General features: G+C 67.1%; 16 protein-coding genes. 4 read left to right on the top strand and 12 right to left on the bottom strand.

Annotation, left to right across the window (positions count from 1 at the left end; genetic code table 11):
* Position 1 precedes the first annotated feature (1 nt).
* From WT24_RS05745 to sapR, 11 genes are all read right to left on the bottom strand, one after another.
* On the bottom strand, positions 2–2566 hold the full coding sequence (locus WT24_RS05745; RefSeq protein ID WP_257127432.1) for a fimbria/pilus outer membrane usher protein: 2565 nt from the start codon (positions 2564–2566) through the stop codon (positions 2–4).
* Positions 2567–2797: 231 nt separating this feature from the next.
* Complete coding sequence (locus WT24_RS05740; RefSeq protein WP_060031789.1) at positions 2798–3541, bottom strand: molecular chaperone; 744 nt, start codon at positions 3539–3541, stop codon at positions 2798–2800.
* A 114-nt stretch (positions 3542–3655) separates the two neighbouring features.
* Entirely contained in the window at positions 3656–4219 is a 564-nt protein-coding gene (locus WT24_RS05735; protein ID WP_082742103.1) for a fimbrial protein, read from the bottom strand.
* A 552-nt stretch (positions 4220–4771) separates the two neighbouring features.
* Positions 4772–5026, bottom strand: a complete 255-nt coding sequence (locus WT24_RS05730; protein ID WP_059500306.1) for a GlsB/YeaQ/YmgE family stress response membrane protein — start codon at positions 5024–5026, stop codon at positions 4772–4774.
* 130 nt (positions 5027–5156) lie between these two features.
* Positions 5157–5933 carry an ABC transporter ATP-binding protein gene (locus tag WT24_RS05725; RefSeq protein WP_059500307.1) on the bottom strand — a complete coding sequence of 259 codons (777 nt, stop codon included), beginning with the start codon at positions 5931–5933 and terminating at the stop codon, positions 5157–5159.
* Positions 5930–6844: an ABC transporter ATP-binding protein gene (locus WT24_RS05720; protein WP_059500308.1), complete on the bottom strand. Its 915-nt coding sequence runs from the start codon at positions 6842–6844 to the stop codon at positions 5930–5932. The genes WT24_RS05725 and WT24_RS05720 overlap by 4 nt, the downstream gene beginning before the upstream one ends.
* A 1-nt stretch (position 6845) precedes the next feature.
* On the bottom strand, positions 6846–7760 hold the full coding sequence (nikC, locus tag WT24_RS05715; RefSeq protein WP_059500309.1) for a nickel transporter permease: 915 nt from the start codon (positions 7758–7760) through the stop codon (positions 6846–6848).
* A gap of 66 nt (positions 7761–7826) precedes the next feature.
* Positions 7827–8897 (bottom strand): ABC transporter permease, encoded by a 1071-nt coding sequence (locus tag WT24_RS05710; RefSeq protein WP_034204661.1) that lies wholly within the window; start codon positions 8895–8897, stop codon positions 7827–7829.
* 10 nt (positions 8898–8907) lie between these two features.
* A complete protein-coding gene (locus WT24_RS05705) occupies positions 8908–10509 on the bottom strand; it encodes an ABC transporter substrate-binding protein (protein ID WP_060031786.1) in 1602 nt (533 codons plus the stop codon).
* A 61-nt stretch (positions 10510–10570) separates the two neighbouring features.
* A complete protein-coding gene (ddpX, locus tag WT24_RS05700; protein ID WP_059500371.1) occupies positions 10571–11134 on the bottom strand; it encodes a D-alanyl-D-alanine dipeptidase in 564 nt (187 codons plus the stop codon).
* Between the two features lie 17 nt (positions 11135–11151).
* A complete protein-coding gene (sapR, locus tag WT24_RS05695; RefSeq protein ID WP_060031783.1) occupies positions 11152–12036 on the bottom strand; it encodes a sap1 transcriptional regulator SapR in 885 nt (294 codons plus the stop codon).
* 249 nt (positions 12037–12285) lie between these two features.
* On the opposite strand from sapR, the gene WT24_RS05690 reads away from it, so the two are divergent.
* The 4 genes from WT24_RS05690 (at position 12286) to WT24_RS05675 (ending at position 16945) form a co-directional block, all read left to right on the top strand.
* Positions 12286–12534, top strand: coding sequence for a helix-turn-helix transcriptional regulator (locus WT24_RS05690; protein ID WP_059500312.1), 249 nt, complete (start codon positions 12286–12288; stop codon positions 12532–12534).
* A 3-nt stretch (positions 12535–12537) separates the two neighbouring features.
* Positions 12538–13872: a type II toxin-antitoxin system HipA family toxin gene (locus tag WT24_RS05685; protein ID WP_060031780.1), complete on the top strand. Its 1335-nt coding sequence runs from the start codon at positions 12538–12540 to the stop codon at positions 13870–13872.
* Positions 13873–14287: 415 nt separating this feature from the next.
* Positions 14288–15544: an oxalate decarboxylase family bicupin gene (locus tag WT24_RS05680; RefSeq protein ID WP_059789601.1), complete on the top strand. Its 1257-nt coding sequence runs from the start codon at positions 14288–14290 to the stop codon at positions 15542–15544.
* 93 nt (positions 15545–15637) lie between these two features.
* Positions 15638–16945: an Nramp family divalent metal transporter gene (locus WT24_RS05675; protein WP_060031778.1), complete on the top strand. Its 1308-nt coding sequence runs from the start codon at positions 15638–15640 to the stop codon at positions 16943–16945.
* Positions 16946–16963: 18 nt separating this feature from the next.
* Here WT24_RS05675 and WT24_RS05670 read toward each other — a convergent pair whose 3' ends face one another.
* Positions 16964–18217 (bottom strand): hypothetical protein, encoded by a 1254-nt coding sequence (locus WT24_RS05670; RefSeq protein ID WP_060031775.1) that lies wholly within the window; start codon positions 18215–18217, stop codon positions 16964–16966.
* Positions 18218–18358 lie beyond the last annotated feature (141 nt).

The raw sequence follows: 18358 nt of genomic DNA, 5'->3' as shown, positions 1-18358 counted from the left end.
CTTATTCGCCGCCGGCGAGTGTCGGCGCGGCTGCGCACACGCCGTCGATCGATTGAAGTCCCGACGACTTCCGTTGATGTTTGTTCACGGTCGGCAGCTCGTACGTGATCCGGCACGCCGAGCCGTCGTCCGTGCCCCATTGCACGGTCAACTCGCCTTCATGCTTGAGCCCGCGCACGAAGATCCTGCTGGCCTGGCCGACGACGCCGATCTCCTTGCCCGTCTCGTCGTACACGGCCGCGCCGAACGGCAGCGGCGCGCCGTCCGCCTGGCGCGCGTGGACGAGCGCGGCGCGGCCGTTGTCGGTCGCGAAGCGGATCAGCGGCACCGCGCCCGCGCGCGGCGCGATCTGCCGGCTCGTTTCCTTCAGATCGACATCCATCGAGATGCCCTTCGGATCGAGTGCGACCGTGTTGAGGCTGTACGGCGTCAGATACGGGACGATCGCGTAGCCGCTGCCGTCGACCCGCGCACCCGACGCGTTGGTGATGCGCGCACCGGCCGCGCCCGGCGCTTCGACGATCGCGAACGTCTCGGACACCGGCTGCGAGAATGTGATGCCGCCGCCGTGCGCGACGATCGCGCCGCGCATGCCGAGCGAGCCTTGCTGGTATTCCGCGCTTGCGCCGGCGCTGGCGCTGAACTCGGCGACTCGCGAACGATAGGCGACGTTGCCGCTGCCGTCCGTCGTCGACATGCCCGAGCCGGACGCGTGGTTCGCGCTGACGCTGTACGACAACGCGTTGTCCACGCCGGTCGAACCGGACAGCGTCGACTGCATGCGCGTGCGACCGCGCGTGTCGTACGACAGATTGCCGGTGAGCGTCGTCGGCCGAGCGCGACCGAGCGGAATCGTGACGCTCGCGTAATACAGCGTGCTCATGTCGCCGCCGATATTGCGCTGGCGGGTGGCCGACAGGTTGTACGACACGTTCCGGAAGCTGTTGGTGTAGCCGACCGTGTAATTGACGTCCGAACCCGAACGGTTCCAGTAGTCGGCCGCCGACGCGGTCAGGTCGACGCGTCCGCCTTTCTCGCCCAGGCGCTGCGTGAGCGTGAGCGACGCGCGGTGGCGCTGACGCCACACCGATGCGCTCGACGACAGGCCGTTTCGCGCGGCGTCGCGCGCCTGCATCGCATCGTTGAGCCCGAAATAGCCGTCCGTCGAATAGCGATACGCGGCGAGCGCGATGTCGGTGCCGGTTTGCGCGACCGATTTCGCATAGCTGACGCGCATGCTCGAGCCGTTGAAGCGCCTGGCGCCGGGAATCGACGTCGTCGCATGCGTGACGTCCATGCCGATCGCGCCGAACGACGTGTTCAGCGCGCCGCCGATCATGAACGCCGCATAGCCGCCCGCAAGCGTGACGCCGCCGTACCCGGTCAGCAGATTGGTCAGCCCGCGCTGGTAGGTGGCCTGCGTGAACAAAGGCTGGCCGCCGCCCGTGCTGCGCAGCGCGCCCGCGACGAAGTTGTAGCGGCTGATGCCGGGCCGCAGCGACAGCGGCACGGCCGCGTAAGGCACCGAGAACGTGTGCACGGTGCCGTCGGCCTCGTTCACCGACACGTCGAGATCGCCGCCGTAACCGGTCGGGTACAGATCGTCGATCTCGAAATTGCCGGGCGCGACCGTCGTCTCGTAGAGCAGCACGCCGTTCTGGCGGATCGTCACCTTCGCATTGCTGTTCGCGACGCCGCGCACGACGGGCGCGTAGCCGCGCAGCGAATCGGGCAGCATCCGGTCGTCCGTCGACACGCGCACGCCGCGGAACCGGGTCGAATCGAACAGTTCGCCCGACGTGTAGCTTTCGCCGATCACGAGTTGCGACGACAGCGCCGTCAGGTCGCGCTGAAGATAGGTGGCGATGTCCTGATATTGACGCTCGCCGCTCGACGACCACGAGTACGAGCCTTCGTGGCGCAGATGCCAGTCGCCGACGTTCACGCCGCCGCTCAGGCCGAGGTAGCCTTGCGTGCGGGCCGCCTCGCCGCTGCTTTTCGACGTGTAGACGTTGAGGTTGTAGCCGAGCAAGCCGACCGGCACGCCGGATGTCCATTGATCGGGGCTCACGTAGCCGCGCGCGCGCCGCACGAGCGCCGCCTGCGGAATGCCGAGCGTGAGCGTCTGCCGCGTGAAGTCGAAGGTCGCGCTCGCATCCGCCACGATGTCGCCGATCCGATGACAGGCTTCGCTCGCGTCGAGCCGCGCGACGGCGTCGGGCGCAAGCCGGGTCAGGTCGACGCCGGCGCGTTCCAGCAGCGCACGGTCGAAACAGGGCTGCGCGTCCGCCGTATCGGCCACGGCTGCGAAACGCACGTCGTGCCGGCCGATCCAGTCGTTGCCCACGCGGATGTCGACGCCGTACACGCCCGGGGCCGTGATATTGCGCTGCTCGAAGCGGGTGATGTCGAAGTGCTTGCCGACGCGATTGGCAAGAAAGGCGTCGTCGAACTCGACCCGCTCAGGCTGCGAAGTCGCGGCTTGAGCGGACGCTGCCGGTTGGGCGCGACCGTCGCCGACCCACGTGGCGACGCAGCCCGTCACCAACAGCGGGATCAGTTTCATGCGCGGCAGCCGTGCCGTGCCGATTCTCAAAGGTCGATTCGAAGACATTCGCAATTCCTGGCGTTCATCGGGCCGAAGCCGTGCCGTTTTCTCCATGTCGCGCCGTGGCGCGATCGACGGTCGGCGCGCGCGGCCAGCGGCGTCTTGCGTCGGCCGACGGGGCAACCGGAGGGAAGGAAACGGAAGGGGGACGCTATCGGTCGGCGGTGCGGCCGTCCGGGGCCGACGGCGTTACGGTGCGACGGACACCGGGAGTTCGATGTCGGTCGACGCGCCCCAGTCGTTGATGGCGGCGAATCCGACCGCAGCGCCGGCGGCGGGGGCCGCGACGAGATCCTTGATCGGGAAGCGCTGGGTGGCGCCCGGCAGCACATAGCCCGAGCCGGCGTCGTATTGGCGTCCTGCGGATTTCAGCATCACGCTGCCGAGATTGACGACGTAAGACGTCGGGTTCGTTGCCTGCAGCGCATAGCGGCCGCCGTCGGTGCGGGTCACGCGCCAGTCGAGCCGTGCCGGAGCGGCATTCGCATCGCCCTTCAGGCTCGCCGGGCGGTACATGATCTTGATGCGCGAGCGGAACGCAAGCTGCACCCGGTTCGGATTGTCGCCGGCCGTTGCCTTCGGCGGCACTTCGAGCACGTTCAGCCAGAACAGCGATTCCTTGTCGGCCGGCAGCGGCTGGCCGGTATGCATCACGCGCAGCGTCTGCCCGGTGCCTGGCTCCATCCTGAACATCGACGGCGTCAGCGCGAACGGCACGTCGATCTGTTCCGGCAGCGCGTTGCGATCGCCGTCGTCGATCCACGCCTGGACCAGCGCAGGCCGCTTGCCGTCGTTCGTGAGCTGGATCGTCACTTCGCGCTCGCTGGACGGAAAGACGACGCGCGTGCCGGCGATGACCACGCTGGCTTCGGCCTGGGTCGCGAGTGCTGCGGCAGCGACGGTCAGGGTGCGGAGGAGTTTCAACGGTTTCATGAGCATGCTTCGTCGTATCGTTGGGACCATGCGGCCCGTGCAACGCAATCGTTGCGCAGGCAGCAACCGAATGGCTCGGCGATAGCCGCGTAGGCGACCGCCGTTCGCCGCCCGTTATTGGTAGATCAACGAATACTCGACGCGCGAATTCACGTCGCCGGCCTTCACGGCGCCCGATGCGTAGTACTCCGTGAAATAGTCCAGTTTCGCCTTGCCGTCTGCACCGATGTCGACCGCCTGCGGCGGATTCGACGAGGAAGCCGAACCGATCATGATCTGCTTCTGCTGCGCATCCAGCACGTTGAGCTGAATGCCTTGTGCCTTGTCTTCGCCCTGGTCGAGCGTCAGGCGACCGGTGGACTGATCGACGTTCGCACCGGGTTCGAACACGACACCGACCTTCACCGGATTGCCTTCGCCGACGGTGCAGCCGCTCAGCGACAACGAGAACGGCGTGCGGCCGGCGACGGCCCCTGTCGCGGCGAGCGCATTGGTGCTGACGGGGGGAAGGTGAACGGTGAAGTTACCGCTGGATTCGCCGTCGATCTTGCACGTCGACGCGATGACCTTGCCGTCGAACGAAATGGTGCCGTCGGACGCATGGGCCATGGTCGAGACCGTCGCGCCCGCCGCGATCAGGACGAAGGGCAGCGCACGTGCAATTTTTTTGATTTCCATCTTCAAATCTCCACAGGAATTTACGTTGAAAATCGCAGATTTGTGATTTAAAAAACCACAATCGCGTTTCGGAATGAAGTTTGAAGGTCTATGAAATCGTTGTTAATGAGACGATTACGATGTCTATTTTGAAGTTGGTAGGACGAGTACGAGAAAATGTTAAATAGGGTTGGGCGCGGCCGAAGCCGAGTGTCCTGAACTTGCTTTCCGATGGACCGGAACGGCTCCGGGAAGGAGGGGGCGGGTCGCGCGGGAAGGGAGAGCCCGGTCGTGCCCGTAACGGCTGTCGGCGATGAGGATCGTGCCGCGGCCCGCCGTGTTGCGTGATTCACGTGTTTGCCGTTGGCACGACGGACATGCGACCTCGGAAGCCGCACGTGATTCGCGTTCGACGCGAGGCAATATCCCGCCATTCGATCGCGGCGCGGTGCGCGCGCCTGCGCAAACGGGCGCCTGGGCGCGCGATCGGAACGCCCCAAGCAAAACGGCCGCTCGTGTGCGAGCGGCCGTTTTGCTTGGGGTGCCCGCTCTGGCGAGCGGCGCGTTAGGCGATCAGCCGGCGCGCTTGCGGATCGCACCCACGATCACGAGCAGCACGATCGCACCGATGATCGACGCGATCCAGCCCGCGCCCTGGCCCGGCGCATACCACCCGGCCGCGCGGCCGACGTAGCCGGCGACCAGCGAGCCGACGACGCCGAGCACGATGGTCATCAGGATGCCCATCTTGTCGTCGCCCGGCTTGAACGCGCGGGCGAGGAGGCCGACGATGAGCCCGACGACCAGGGTTTCGATGAATTGCAGCATGAACGCCTCCCTATTGCGATTGAGCTGTTGACGAAAGGAAGTTGACCCCTGCAGTGCGCAAGGGGTTCCACGCGGCGGCAAGCCGGCACGTGGCGTGCGCAGTATCGCATGTGTTCGCGTCCGGCGGATGTCACGTGGCGGACGCGTCGGCCACCGGATCGAGGCGGCGGTAGCCTTCGGTCGCCTGCAGCAGCGTGCGCGTGTAGTCGCGTGCGACCTGTCCGGCGCGCACGTCCTCGATGCGCAGCTGTTCGACGATCTCGCCGTGCCGCATCACCGCGACGCGCTGGCACAGGAAGCCGATCACCGCGAGATTGTGACTGACGAGGATCATCGTCAGGTTGCGCTCGCGATGCAGGCGGCGCAGCAGGTTCAGAATCTCGGCCTGCACCGACACGTCGAGCGCCGACGTCGGCTCGTCGAGCAGCAGCACGCGCGGCTCGACGATCAGCGCGCGCGCGATCGCCACGCGCTGGCGCTGGCCGCCCGACAACTGGTGCGGGTAGCGGAAGCGGAACGCCGGGCCGAGCCCGACCTCGGACAGCGCGCGGGCGATCCGCGCGTCGGCGTCGCCGATCGCATGGATCGACAGCGGCTCGCGCAGCGTCTGGTCGACGGTGAAGCGCGGATGCAGCGACGCGTACGGATCCTGAAACACCATCTGCACGTGGCGGCGGAACGCACGATCGGGCGTGCCGCCCACCGGGCGGCCGTCGATCGACAGGCTGCCGGACGCGAGCGGCGCGAGGCCCGTCAGCGCACGCAGCAGCGTCGACTTGCCGGAACCCGATTCGCCGACGAGCCCGAACACTTCGCCGTCGCGTACCGCGAAGCTCGCGTCGCGCACGGCGTCGACGTGACCCGTGCGGGTCGGGAAACGGATCGATGCGTGATCGACGTCGATCATCGTGGGGCCTCCTGTCGATCGGCGCGTACGGCGGCCGGCGGCGTGGGCTCGAGCCATGCCGGGTCGCGCCGCAGCACCGGCAGTTCGGCGGGCGGGTTCGCGAGCGGCGGATGCGCCGCGAGCAGCCCGCGCGTATAGGGATGAGACGCATCGCGCAGGTCGCGCGCGGCGCAGGTTTCGACCACGCGCCCGGCATACATCACCGCGACGCGGTCGCAGAACGACATCACGAGCGGCAGGTCGTGGCTGATGAACATCAGGCCGGTGCCGTGTCGCGCGATCATCGCATCGAGCACCGCGAGTACTTGCATCGACACCGCAACGTCGAGCGCGGAGGTCGGCTCGTCGGCGATCAACAGGCGCGGGCCGGTCGACACCATCATCGCGATCATCACGCGCTGGCCCATGCCGCCCGACAGCTCGTGCGGATACGCATCGGCGACGCGCGCCGGGTCGCGGATCTGCACGGCCGCGAGCGCATCGACGATCCGCTCGCGCAGCGCGCGGCCGCGCAAGCCCGGCTCGTGCAGCCGGAACGCTTCGCCCATCTGCTTCGCGACGGTCATCACCGGGTTCAGCGAATATTTCGGGTCCTGCAGGATCATGCCCATCTGGCTGCCGCACAGCCGCCTGCGTTCGCGCGGCGACATCGCGAGCAGGTCGTGGCCCGCGAAGCGCATCGTGTGCGCGGACCAGCGCGCGGCGTCGGGCAGCAGGCCGAGCAGCGCGCGGCCCGTCAGCGACTTGCCGGAGCCCGATTCGCCGACGATGCCGAGCCGTTCGCCCGGCGCGAGGGTCAGCGACAGGTCGCGCACGGCGTCGGTGACGCTGCCGTCGTGCCCGCGGAAACCGATCTTCAGCCCGTCGATCTCGCAGAGCGGCGCCGGCGCGGCGGTGGAATTCATCGGCATGTCACGCTCCATGGCGGGGATCGAAGACGTCGCGCAGCCCGTCGCCGAGCAGGTTGAACGCGAGGCTCACGAGCAGGATCGCGATGCCGGGCAGCGTCGCGACCCACCACGCGTCGAGCAGCACGTTGCGGCCCGACGCGACCATGAAACCCCATTCGGGGCTCGGCGGCTGCGCGCCGAGGCCGAGAAAGCCGAGGCCCGCGACGGTCAGGATGATGCCGGCCATGTCGAGCGTCGCGCGCACGATCACCGACGACATGCACAACGGCATGATGTAGCGCAGCAGGATGCGCGGGCCCGACGCGCCTTGCAGCCGCGCCGCATGGATGTAGTCGGCCTGCGCGATGCGGATCGTCTCCGCGCGCGCGAGCCGTGCATACGCGGGCCATGCGGTGATCGAGATCGCGACGACCGCGTTGATCACGCCGGGGCCGAGCGCGGCCGCGAATGCGAGCGCGAGCACGATCTTCGGGAACGCCAGCGCGATGTCGGTGATGCGCATCAGCACGCTGTCGACGAAGCCGCTGCAATAGCCGGCCGTCGTGCCTATCAGCAGACCGATCGGCACGACGATCACGACGACGAGCAGCGCGATGCCGAGCGTCAGGCGCGACCCCGCGATCAGCCGCGAAAGGATGTCGCGGCCGAGCTGGTCGGTGCCGAACCAGTGCGACGGCGAGCCGGGCGGCAGCAGCCGGTCGGCCAGCACCTGGCGCAGCGGATCGTGCGGCATGATCAGCGGGCCGACGATCGCGACCGCGATCAGCGCGACCAGGATCGCGAGCCCGAACAGGTTGAGCGGATTGACCGCGAAGCGGCGCCAGCGGCGGTACGCGAGGCCGAACGCGGCCTGCGAGCGCGACGCGGGCGCATCGGAAAGAAGCCACGCGCGCAGCGTGAGACGCTCGGCATTCATGATCGGGCGGCCTTCGGGGTGGACGGGGAAAGAAGCGGGGCGGAAGCGGTCATGTCGAAGCGGCCCTCAGCGCGCACGCGGATCGAACACGCGGTACAGCGCGTCGGTCAGCAGGTTGACGGTGATGAACATCGCGCCGATCACGAGCGTCGCGCCGAGCACCGCGTTCATGTCGGCGTTCAGCAGCGCGCCGGTCAGGTACGAGCCGAGCCCCGGCCACGCGAACACGATTTCGGTCAGCACCGAGCCTTCGAGCAGGTTGCTGTACGTGAGCGCGATCACGGTGAGCAGCGGCACCGCGATGTTGCCGAACGCGTGCCGCCAGATCACGCGCCGCTCGGACAGGCCCTTCGCGCGCGCGGTGACGATGTATTCCTGGCTCAGCTGGTCGAGCATGAACGAGCGCGTCATGCGGCTCAGATACGCGACCGAGTAGTAGCCGAGGATCGCGGCCGGCAGCGCGATGTGCGACACCGCGTTGCGCAATACGTCCCACTCGCCCGCGAGCGCCGCATCGAGCAGCAGGCTGCCGGTGCGCGGGTCGACCATCCCGTCGTACACGGGATCGAGCCGGCCGGGGCCGCCGACCCAGTGCAGCCGCGCATAGAACAGCAGCAGCCCCATCAGCCCGAGCCAGAATACCGGCACCGAATTTCCGATCAGCCCGACGAAGCGCGCGATGTGATCGATCGGCCGGTTGTGCTTCACGGCGGCCGCGACGCCGAGCGGCACGCCGATCGCGATGCCGATCAACGTCGCGATCGTCGCCAGTTCGAGCGTGGCCGGGAACACGCGCCGGATGTCGTCGAGCACCGGGTTCGCGGTCAGCAGCGACACGCCGAGGTTGCCGTGCAGCACGTCGCGTGCATAGATCAGGAATTGCGTGACGAGCGGCTTGTCGAGCCCGAGCGCGATGCGCTCGGCCGCATAGGCGTCGGCCGATGCGCGATCGCCGAGAATCGCGAGCACGGGATCGATCGGCACCTTGCGGCCGATCACGAACGTCAGCGCGAGCAGCCCCGCGAACGTGACGGCGAGCGTGAGCGCCCAGCGCAGCACGCGCAGTGCCCAGCGTACGGCCGGGCGCCGCGCAGGCAGCGTGCGCAGGGCTTCGAGGGAGGAGGCGGGAGTCGACATGCGGCGAATCTTATTGCTTCTTCAGGTTGCGGTACGACACGAGATCGTTGATCGGCCCGACTTCGAGCCCGCTCACGCCGGGCCGCGTCGCGACCTGCGCGACTTTCTCGAACATGATCACGAACGGCGAGCGCGCGAGCACTTCCTTCTGCATCGCCTGATACCGTTGCGCGCGTTTCGCGGTGGCCGGCTCGGCGAGCGCGGCGTCGGTTTCCCTCGTCAGTTGCGGGATGTCCCAGCTGTTGCGCCAGGCCAGCATTTTATAGCTCGACTTGTCGGAGTTGTCCGGATTCCACGCAAAACCTTGCGCGTTGCTGTGCGGGTCGATGTAGTCCGCCGACCATTCGCCGATGTAGATGTCGTGCTGGCGCGCGCGGTATTTCGCGAGCGTCTGCTTGTTGTCGCCGGGGATCAGCTGAACCTTGATGCCCGCCTGCGCGAAGTTCGCCTGCACGGCCTGTGCGATCTCCGTGTACGGATAATCGTTGCGCACGTCCATCGTCACCGAGAAGCCGCCGGGCACGCCGGCCTTCGCGAGCAGCGCCTTCGCCTTCGCGACGTCGAGCTTGTACGGGTTCGTGTTCAGCGTGCCGAGGAAGCCTTCGGGCAAGAAGGTCTGGTGCACCTTGTAGGTCGTCTTCACGACGTTGCTCTGGATGCCCGCATAGTCGACGAGCCATTTCAGCGCTTCCTGCACGTCGGGTTTCGCGAGCGTCGGGTTCTTCGTGTTCAGGCCGAGATACAGCAGCGTCGCCTGCGGCGATGCCGCCACCTTCGCCTTGCCGGACTTCGCCACCGACGCGAGATCGTCGGGGCTCAGGTCGCGCGCCGCGTCGACGTCGCCGTTTTCCAGCAGCAGGCGCTGGCTTGCGGCTTCGGGCACGTGGCGCAGCACGATGCGCTTCATCGCGAGCGGCAGCCGGTAGCCGTCGAAGCGTTGCAGCACGAGGCTGTCGCCGGCCGTCCACTTGACCAGCCTGTATGCGCCGGAGCCGGCTTCGTTGGTCTTCAGCCACGCGTTGCCGAAGTCGTTGCCCTGCTGGTGCGACAGCAGCAGCTTCTTGTCGAGCACCGACGCGGGCCACGAGCCGAGCACGTTCAGCACGAAGGTCGGCGCGTACTTGCGGTCGGTCGTGATCGACACCGTCGCGTCGTCGAGCTTCTTCACGTTCGCGGCGACGTTCGCCTTCGTGAGGCCGATGCCGGTCAGCACGGCGGCCGGCCCCTTGTCGAGCAGCACCGCGCGCTGGATCGACCACGCGACGTCGTCGGCCGTCAGCGGGTTGCCCGAGTGGAACTTGAGGCCGGTGCGCAGCTTGAACGTGTAGGTCAGGCCGTCGGGGCTGACCGTCCACGACTGCGCGACGTCGCCGTTGAATTTCGACGGATCGCGCAGGTCGACGCGCACGAGCCGGTCGTACGTGTTCGCGACGTATTCCTCCGGCACCAGCTCGTAGATCTCGCCGGGGTCGAGCGTCGTGAATTCGTCGAGCAGCGTGGCCATCACGAACAAGTCCTTCGGCGTTTCCGCATGGGCGGCGCAAAGCGGAACGGCGGCGAATACGGACGCGGCGGCCAGCGCCGCGACGAGCCGGGATGTCGGGAATTTCATGTGCGCTCCATCGGTCGTTGAAGTCGTTGAACGTGAACGGAAAAGGGGGCGTGCTTCGTCGTTACATCAGGCGCCACGGGCCGCTCGCCGCGTTGTCGATCTGCGGCAACGCGCGAGAGCCGGGCAGTTCGTAGTGCCACCATTCGCTGTCGATGTGCGCGAAGCCGGCCGCGTGCATCACGCCGAGCAGCAGCAGGCGGTTGCGTTGCACTTGCTCGGGCAGCCCCGCGTGAAAGTGGCCCGACGCGGCGACCATCTCGTCGAAGCCGGTGCCCATGTCGAGCGGCGCGCCGTTCGCGCCGACGAGCGTCAGGTCGAGCGCGGTGCCGCGGCTGTGATTCGAGCCGCGGCCGAGATCGGCGACGAAGTTCGGATCGGGCAGGAAATCCCACAGCACCTGCTGCGCCTGCGGCGGCCGGTAGGCGTCGTAGATGCGCAGCGTGAAGCCTGCCTGCGCGGCGACGTCGACCGCGCGGCGCAATGCGGCTTCGGCCGGCTCGAGCAGCAGACAGTGCGCGTTGCGGTAGATCGGCTTGCCGGTCAGGTTGCGCTCGGTCGCATAGACGAGATCGATATCGACGCGATGCGTGGCGGGCGTGATTTCGACGAGGCGGTGATCGTTCATCGGCAGGGTGGGCTCGCTCATGATTCGAATTGATCGAACGTGCGCTGCAGTTCGCGGTTGCGCGCGACGCGCCGGTCGATCGCGGGGCCGAGGCGGTCGACCACCGCCGTGATCAGCAGGTTGAACAGGCAGGTGAGCGGCGCGAGCGAATCCCAGAACTGGCCGACGTCGGTCTTCACCTGCAGCAGGTCGGCCGGCCATTCGCGCGCCCACGGGCACGACAGATCGGTGACCAGCGCGAACGGCTGGCCGAGCTCGGCGGCCGCCTCGCAATAGCGGCGCGCGCTGCGCGAATACGCGCGCGTATCGGTGACGACGCAGTACGGCCGCTCGAATTCGGAGTTCAGCGAATCGACGTACGAGCCCGACTGGCCGTCGGAATAGAACACGCGCGGGCGCAGGTATTCGAGGTAGCTGCTGAATGCGTTGCTGATGCCGCGCGTCGACTGGATGCCGAGGATGAACACGGCGTCGGCCTGCGCGATGCGGTCGGCGACCTGCGCGAACACCGGGCCTTCGGCCAGGCGGTACACGTGACGGATCGCGTCGAGCTCGCGCTCGAGCGACGACGCGAGCGGGCCGTCACTCCCGTTGCCGCGGTTGCGTTCGGCCGGTTGCGTGCCCGCGATGCGGCGGTATTCGTCGAGCCGGTCGGTGATCATCCACGGACGATCGCCGCCACCGCGCAGTTCGCGCTTCAGGTCGTCGAGATTGCGGTAGCCGACGCTGCGCAGGAAGCGCCCGACCGAGATGCCGCTGGTGCCGGCCTGCTGCGCGATCTGGTCGGCCGTCTCGAGCCCGAGCCGGTCGAGGTTCGAGAGCATGTAGCTCGCGATGCGCTTGGCCGTCGGCGTCAGCTCGGCATAGCGGGATTCGACGGTACGGGCGAACGCGCAAGTCATTGGATGTTAGATCGTTGTCGTTGATTGATCGAATGTCATCCATCTAACAAAGCCAAAATCATTCGCGCCAGCGGATAAAAACTATGGTGTGAGGATGGGCGATAGGGGCTGTTCAAGAGCGGATGGCAGCATGCAAGGGCGTCCTTTTTATGTCTGTCATGCATATTTTGCATTTATGCGTGTAAGGAATAATTTGCGTTTATGCCTGTTGGGAATATACTGCGCTTATTGCCTACAGGAATACGCGCCGTGAATCTCATCGTCAATACGCCCGCGCAACTGGGCGAAATCCTGTCTTCCGCGCGTCAGGCCAACGGCCTGACGCAAGCCGAAGCGGCAGTGCGAATCGGCGTGGGCCAGTCGCGGCTGTCGCTGCTCGAAACCACGCGTACCGAAAGCCTGTCGCTCAGGCAATTGCTCGAGCTGACCGCGCTGTACGGTCTCGAACTCATCATTCGCACCAAGGACGGGCGCGACGCAGCCGCCGCCGAGTGGTAAGCGATGGGACGCAAATCGCATACTCGCGCGCTGTCGATCTGGACGAACGGCCAGAGAGTCGGCACATGGCGGATTCCCGTGCGCGGCGGCATGGAACTGCTGTACGACGCCGGCTGGAAGCAGTCGGCTGTCGGCCGCCCGTTGTCGTTGTCGCTGCCGTTCGGTGTCGGCGATGCCCCGTTGCGCGGCGAACGCGTCAATCATTACTTCGACAACCTGCTTCCGGACAGCGACGCCATTCGGCGCCGATTGGCCGCCCGGTTCGGCACGGCGACGACCGAGCCGTTCGATCTGCTTGCCGCGCTCGGTCGCGATTGCGTCGGGGCGGTGCAATTGCTCGGCGAAGACGATGCGCCGACTGGCCTGGATCGCATCGACGGCACGCCGCTGTCGGACGAGGACGTCGCACGCGTGCTCGATCAGGCGAGCGGTGTGGCGACGGGGGCCGAAGACGACGACGATTTCCGGCTGTCGCTGGCCGGTGCGCAGGAAAAGACCGCACTGCTGTTTCACGACGGGCGCTGGATGCGCCCGCACGGCGCCACGCCGACGACGCATATTCTCAAGTTGCCGCTCGGGCTGGTCGGCAACAAGCGGGCCGATCTCACGGCCTCCGTCGAGAACGAGTGGCTGTGTCTCGCGATCCTGCGAGCATTCGGTCTGCCGGCGGCGGGTGCGGAAATCGTGCGTTTCGGCGCGCACAAGGTACTGTCGGTCGAACGGTTCGATCGGGTGTTGCATCGCGACGGCGGATGGCTGTTGCGCTTGCCGCAGGAAGATTTCTGCCAGGCGCTCGGCGTGCCGCCTCACCTGAAGTACGAGTCGCAGGGCGGCCCCGGCGTGCCCGATCTGGCCGGCCTTCTGCGCCGTTCGGAGACGGCGCGGGAGGATCTCGACACACTGTTCGCCGCCCTGATCGTGTTCTGGATGCTCGCCGCCCCGGACGGGCATGCGAAGAACTTCAGCCTGCGCCTGCTGCCGGGCGGCCGTTTCCGCCTCACGCCGCTCTATGACGTGATGTCGATCTGGCCGGACGAAGGCGATGGCGCGAACCAGTGGTCGTGGCACAAGGCGAAGCTAGCGATGGCCGTGCACGGCAAGCGCAAGCACTATGCGATGCGCGATATCACGCGACGGCACTTTACCGCGATGGCCGAATATTGCCTGCTCGGCGACATCGCGACGCCGATCGTCGAACGGCTCATCGCCGCGACGCCGCAGGTGATCGAGTCGGTCGGTGCCGCACTGCCTCCCGGTTTCCCGGCCAGGGTCGCGGAGCGCATTCTGGGCGGATTGCGGTTCGCCGCGCAGCGGCTCGCCGACATGCCGCGGGAGTAAACCGCGGCCCGACGCGGCCCGGCTAGCCGGTGGTCGACGGACCGGCGTTCGCTTGTTTCCCGTTTTTCACGATCGGTTCTCCGGATCGACTGCATCGCATCGGCGATCGCACGTGGCGCCTCGATCGCTTCCCGTCGCCATGCGTGACGTCACGACCTGCAGCGGTCGTATTTCCGCATTCATCGCACCCGACCGATTCGCCGACAACCGTCGCCGCCCGGCGTTCCTCCGCACCGCAATAATTACAAAATTAAAGTCGATCAGATTAAATCATTTATTCAGGTTAATAATTCATTTAAGTTTTTCTGTGATTTGGATTTAACTTGCGTCACGGGATGTTTGATTTTCGATAATCCGAAAACGGCAAGTATTCCGTAACCGGAATTCTCTCAATCGCAAGAATGAAGAGGAAATCATGACGAATCTTTCTCGACGCAGGATGCTGGCAGGTACGGCCGGCGCCATTGCCGCCGCGGGCATCGCGGTATCGGCCAAGGCCGCCTCGTTCGGCAATCCGGACAGTCCGCCGGAAGGCGCGGTGAATGCGCGCAATCGCCAGAGCCTGACCGACCCGGGGCCTAAAAATCCGGCCATCGCCAATCAATTTCCGTCTTTTCAGGATCCGCCGGCCACCGATATCAACGGGATGCCGTTATTCTGGGCGTCTTTCAATAATGCCCATAAACGCATTCAAAATGGCGGCTGGGCGCGCGAAGTGACGCAGGACGATTTCGCGATTTCCGAAACCATTTCCGGCGTCAACATGCGGCTGACGCGCGGCGGCATTCGCGAGATGCACTGGCACCAGCAGGCCGAGTGGGCCATCATGCTCGACGGCCGCTGCCGGATCACGGTGCTCGACGAACTCGGCCGGCCGTCGGTGCAGGACGTCAAAACCGGCGATCTCTGGTATTTCCCGCCCGGCCTGCCGCATTCGCTGCAGGGCGTCGGCCGCGACGGCGCCGAGTTCCTGCTCGCATTCGATAACGGCCGCGCATCGGAATTCAACACGCTGTTGCTGACCGACTGGATCGCGCATACGCCGCCCGACGTGCTCGCGCTCAACTTCGGCGTGCCGGCCGATGCGTTCAGGAACGTGCCGCTCGACAACCTGTGGATCTTCCAGGGCGACGAGCCGGGCCCGCTCGCGGACGCGCAGCGCGCGTCGGCCGCATCGGCCGGTGTGCCGCCGCATCCGTTCGTCTTTTCGCTCGGCGACATGAAGCCGGTCAGGAAGACGCGCGGCGGCGAGGTGCGGATCGCGGACAGCACCAACTTCAACGTGTCGACGACCGTCGCGGCGGCGCTCGTCACCGTGCATCCGGGCGGCATGCGCGAGCTGCACTGGCACCCGAACGCCGACGAATGGCAGTACTACCTGCAAGGCGAGGCGCGGATGACGGTGTTCGACACGGGGCCGAAGGCGCAGACGGCCGACTTCCGCGCGGGCGACGTCGGCTATGTGAAGAAGAGCCTCGGTCACTACGTGCAGAACACTGGCCAGACCGACCTCGTGTTCCTCGAAATCTTCAAGACCGACCGCTATGCGGAGGTGTCGTTGTCCGACTGGCTCGCGCATACGCCGCCGAAGCTCGTCGAAGCGCACCTGAACGTCGCGCCGGACGTGATCGCGCAGTTTCCGCGCAATCGTCCCGACGTCGTGCCGCTGTAACGCCGCCATCGTCCTGCCATGGCCGGCACGCGGCAGGCCGGCCACGGCACGTGCGCCCGAATCGGTCTTTCTCATTCGAACGGAAACTCCACCATGCTTCCCGTCCCGAGCAAACCTGCCGGCGGCTTCGCGCTGCCGGGCCGCACCACCGAGCACACCGACGGCGCGGCGCGCGCCGCGCTGGAAGGGCGCCGCACCGGCGTCGCCGCGCTGCTGCCGTTCGTCGGCCCGGCCGTGATCGCGTCGATCGGCTACATGGACCCCGGCAACTTCGCGACCAACATTCAGGCCGGCGCCGCGTATGGCTACCGGCTGCTGTGGGTCGTGCTGGCCGCGAACGCGATCGCGATGCTGTTCCAGGCGATGTCGGCGAAGCTCGGCATCGTGACCGGCCGCAATCTCGCCGAACTGTGCCGCGACCGGTTTCCCGCGCCGGTCGTGTGGGGCATGTGGATCGCATCCGAGATCGCCGCGATGGCGACCGACCTCGCCGAATTCCTCGGCGGCGCGCTCGCGTTCGGGCTGTTGTGCCATTTGTCGCTGTTCGCGGGGATGATCGCGACCGCGTTCGCGACCTGCGCGATCCTCGCGCTCGAAAAGCGCGGCTTCCGGCCGCTCGAAGCGGCGATCGCGGCGCTGGTCGGCGTGATCGGCGCCTGCTATCTCGGCGAGTTGCTGATCGCGCCGCAGGACTGGCGTGCGGCCGCATTCCATCTGGTGGTCCCGCAGATTCCGGATCATGCGGCGCTGACGATCGCAGTCGGGATCATCGGCGCGACGATCATGCCGCACACGCTGTATCTGCATTCGGGCCTCACGCAGGATCGCACCGCGCCGCGCGACGACGCGCAGCGGCGGCGGCTCGTGCGTTTCTCGAACCGTGAAGTCGTGATCGCGCTCGGGCTCGCCGGATTCGTGAATCTCGCGATGGTGATGATGGCGTCGTCGGCGTTCCACGTGACCGCGCCGGGCATGACCGACATCGGCGACGCCTATCACACGCTGGTCCCGGTGCTCGGGCCGGCGGCCGGCGCGCTGTTTCTCGTCGCGCTGCTGACCTCGGGCGTGTCGAGCTCGGTGGTCGGCACGATGGCCGGGCAGGTCGTGATGCAGGGCTTCATCCACCGCCGCATGTCGGTCTGGGTGCGGCGTGCGGTGACGATCGCGCCCGCGTTCGCGGTGGTCGCGCTCGGCTGCGACGTGACGCGGGCGATGGTGGCGAGCCAGGTCGTGCTGAGCTTCGTGCTGCCGATGCCGATGATCGCGCTGCTGATGCTGTCGGCGCGCAAGGACGTGATGGGCGCTTACGCGATGCGGATGCCGCTGCGGATCGTCGCCGGCGCGGCAACGGTCGTGATCGTCGGGCTGAATGCTTACCTGGTATGGGCGGCGTTCAATTGAACGCGTGTGGGCGCGTGCTTACTGTTGCATGTCCGGCGCTTCCCGTAGCCGCCAGATCGCGTTGCACTGCTGGCCGCCGAGGCTCGTCGCGCGCAGCGTGACGACGGCGCCGGCCGCTATCCGGTACCAGAAATGCGCCATCAGTTCGGTGCCTTTGCGCTGCGCGTGGCCGTCGACCAGCACTTCGCACAGCAGCGGCGACGGCGAGCCGGACGGGTGCGTGACGTAGACGTTCAGCCGGGCGATGTCGCGGGTCGCGGCGAACACGATTTCGTGGTTCCCGCTGCCGACGAGCATCGTGCCGCCCGGTTCGTCGATCGCCTGCAGGTAGGCGCCCGCGCTCGTCTCGATCGCTGCGGACGCAACGCTCAGCCCGGCCGACTGCACGTAATCCGCCGCCGCGATGCGTGCGGCGAGCGCATCGGACGGGGCCGGCGTGCCGTCCGACAGCGCGAACGGCCTGCCGTCGCGCAGCGCGGCGTCGGTGTGGTTCGCGTAGTAGCGCCACCGGTCGAGAAAGCGGATGTCGCCGGTCATGTGCAGCGCACGGATCGGCTCGCCGTGATACCGGAGCGTGGTCTTGCCGCTGCCCGCATCGAACGATTCGTGAATGCCGTACTTGCTGACGAAGTTCTGGACCGGGTCGAGCAGCGCCGTTTCGCCTTGCGCGCTCCACAGATGCAGGAACGTCGTATCGATGCCGAAGCATTCCTGGAAATCGGTGCCGACGCGGGCGATGCAGTCGCGCAGGTGGCCGGCATAGCGCGCCCATGCGGCGGCGGTGCCGGCGACGAGCCCGGCCTGCAGCGCACCGCCGTGGCGCGCATTGACTTCGTCGACGACGAGGCGCCAGTGGTGGTCGCGCCGCTCGCCGATCAGCGGCGTGACGACGAACGTGCAGAACAGCGGGTCGGGGCACACGTGGATGCGGTCGTCGCCGATCCGCGAGAACAGGTCGAACTGCGGCGCGCAGAACCAGATGTCCGCGTCGTACAGCGCGAGCTTGCGGATCTGCGGATGGCGTGCGCAGTACTCGGCAGCCTCGATGAAGCGGCCGACCGGCAGCGCGTAGGCGCTCGACGCGTCGATCACGTCGACTGACTGGTTCGCGAGAATCTGCCGCTTGCGCTCGGACAGCCCGTAGCCGATCACCGCGATCCGCCCGTCGTAGCCGGCGTGCCGCAGCGACAGCAGGAACGGCACGAGCATTTCGTACCACGCGCGGTTGTTGTCGTTGATCGCCACGCACACTGCGTGCTCGTTCGAATGCATGCTCTCGTCCCGTTACGTGTGCCCGGCGCGGTATCCGCGCGATGCAGGTCATTGTAGATCGCCGCCGCCGCACGGGCCGTCGCCGGCCCGGCGGCCCGCGGCGATTACCTGCACGGCGGTGTGGCCGCGCGTGCGGGTAGC

The sequence above is a fragment of the Burkholderia sp. MSMB1078WGS genome (genome assembly GCF_001528895.1).
GTDB lineage: Bacteria > Pseudomonadota > Gammaproteobacteria > Burkholderiales > Burkholderiaceae > Burkholderia.
This window is presented reverse-complemented; position numbering and strand designations above follow the sequence as displayed.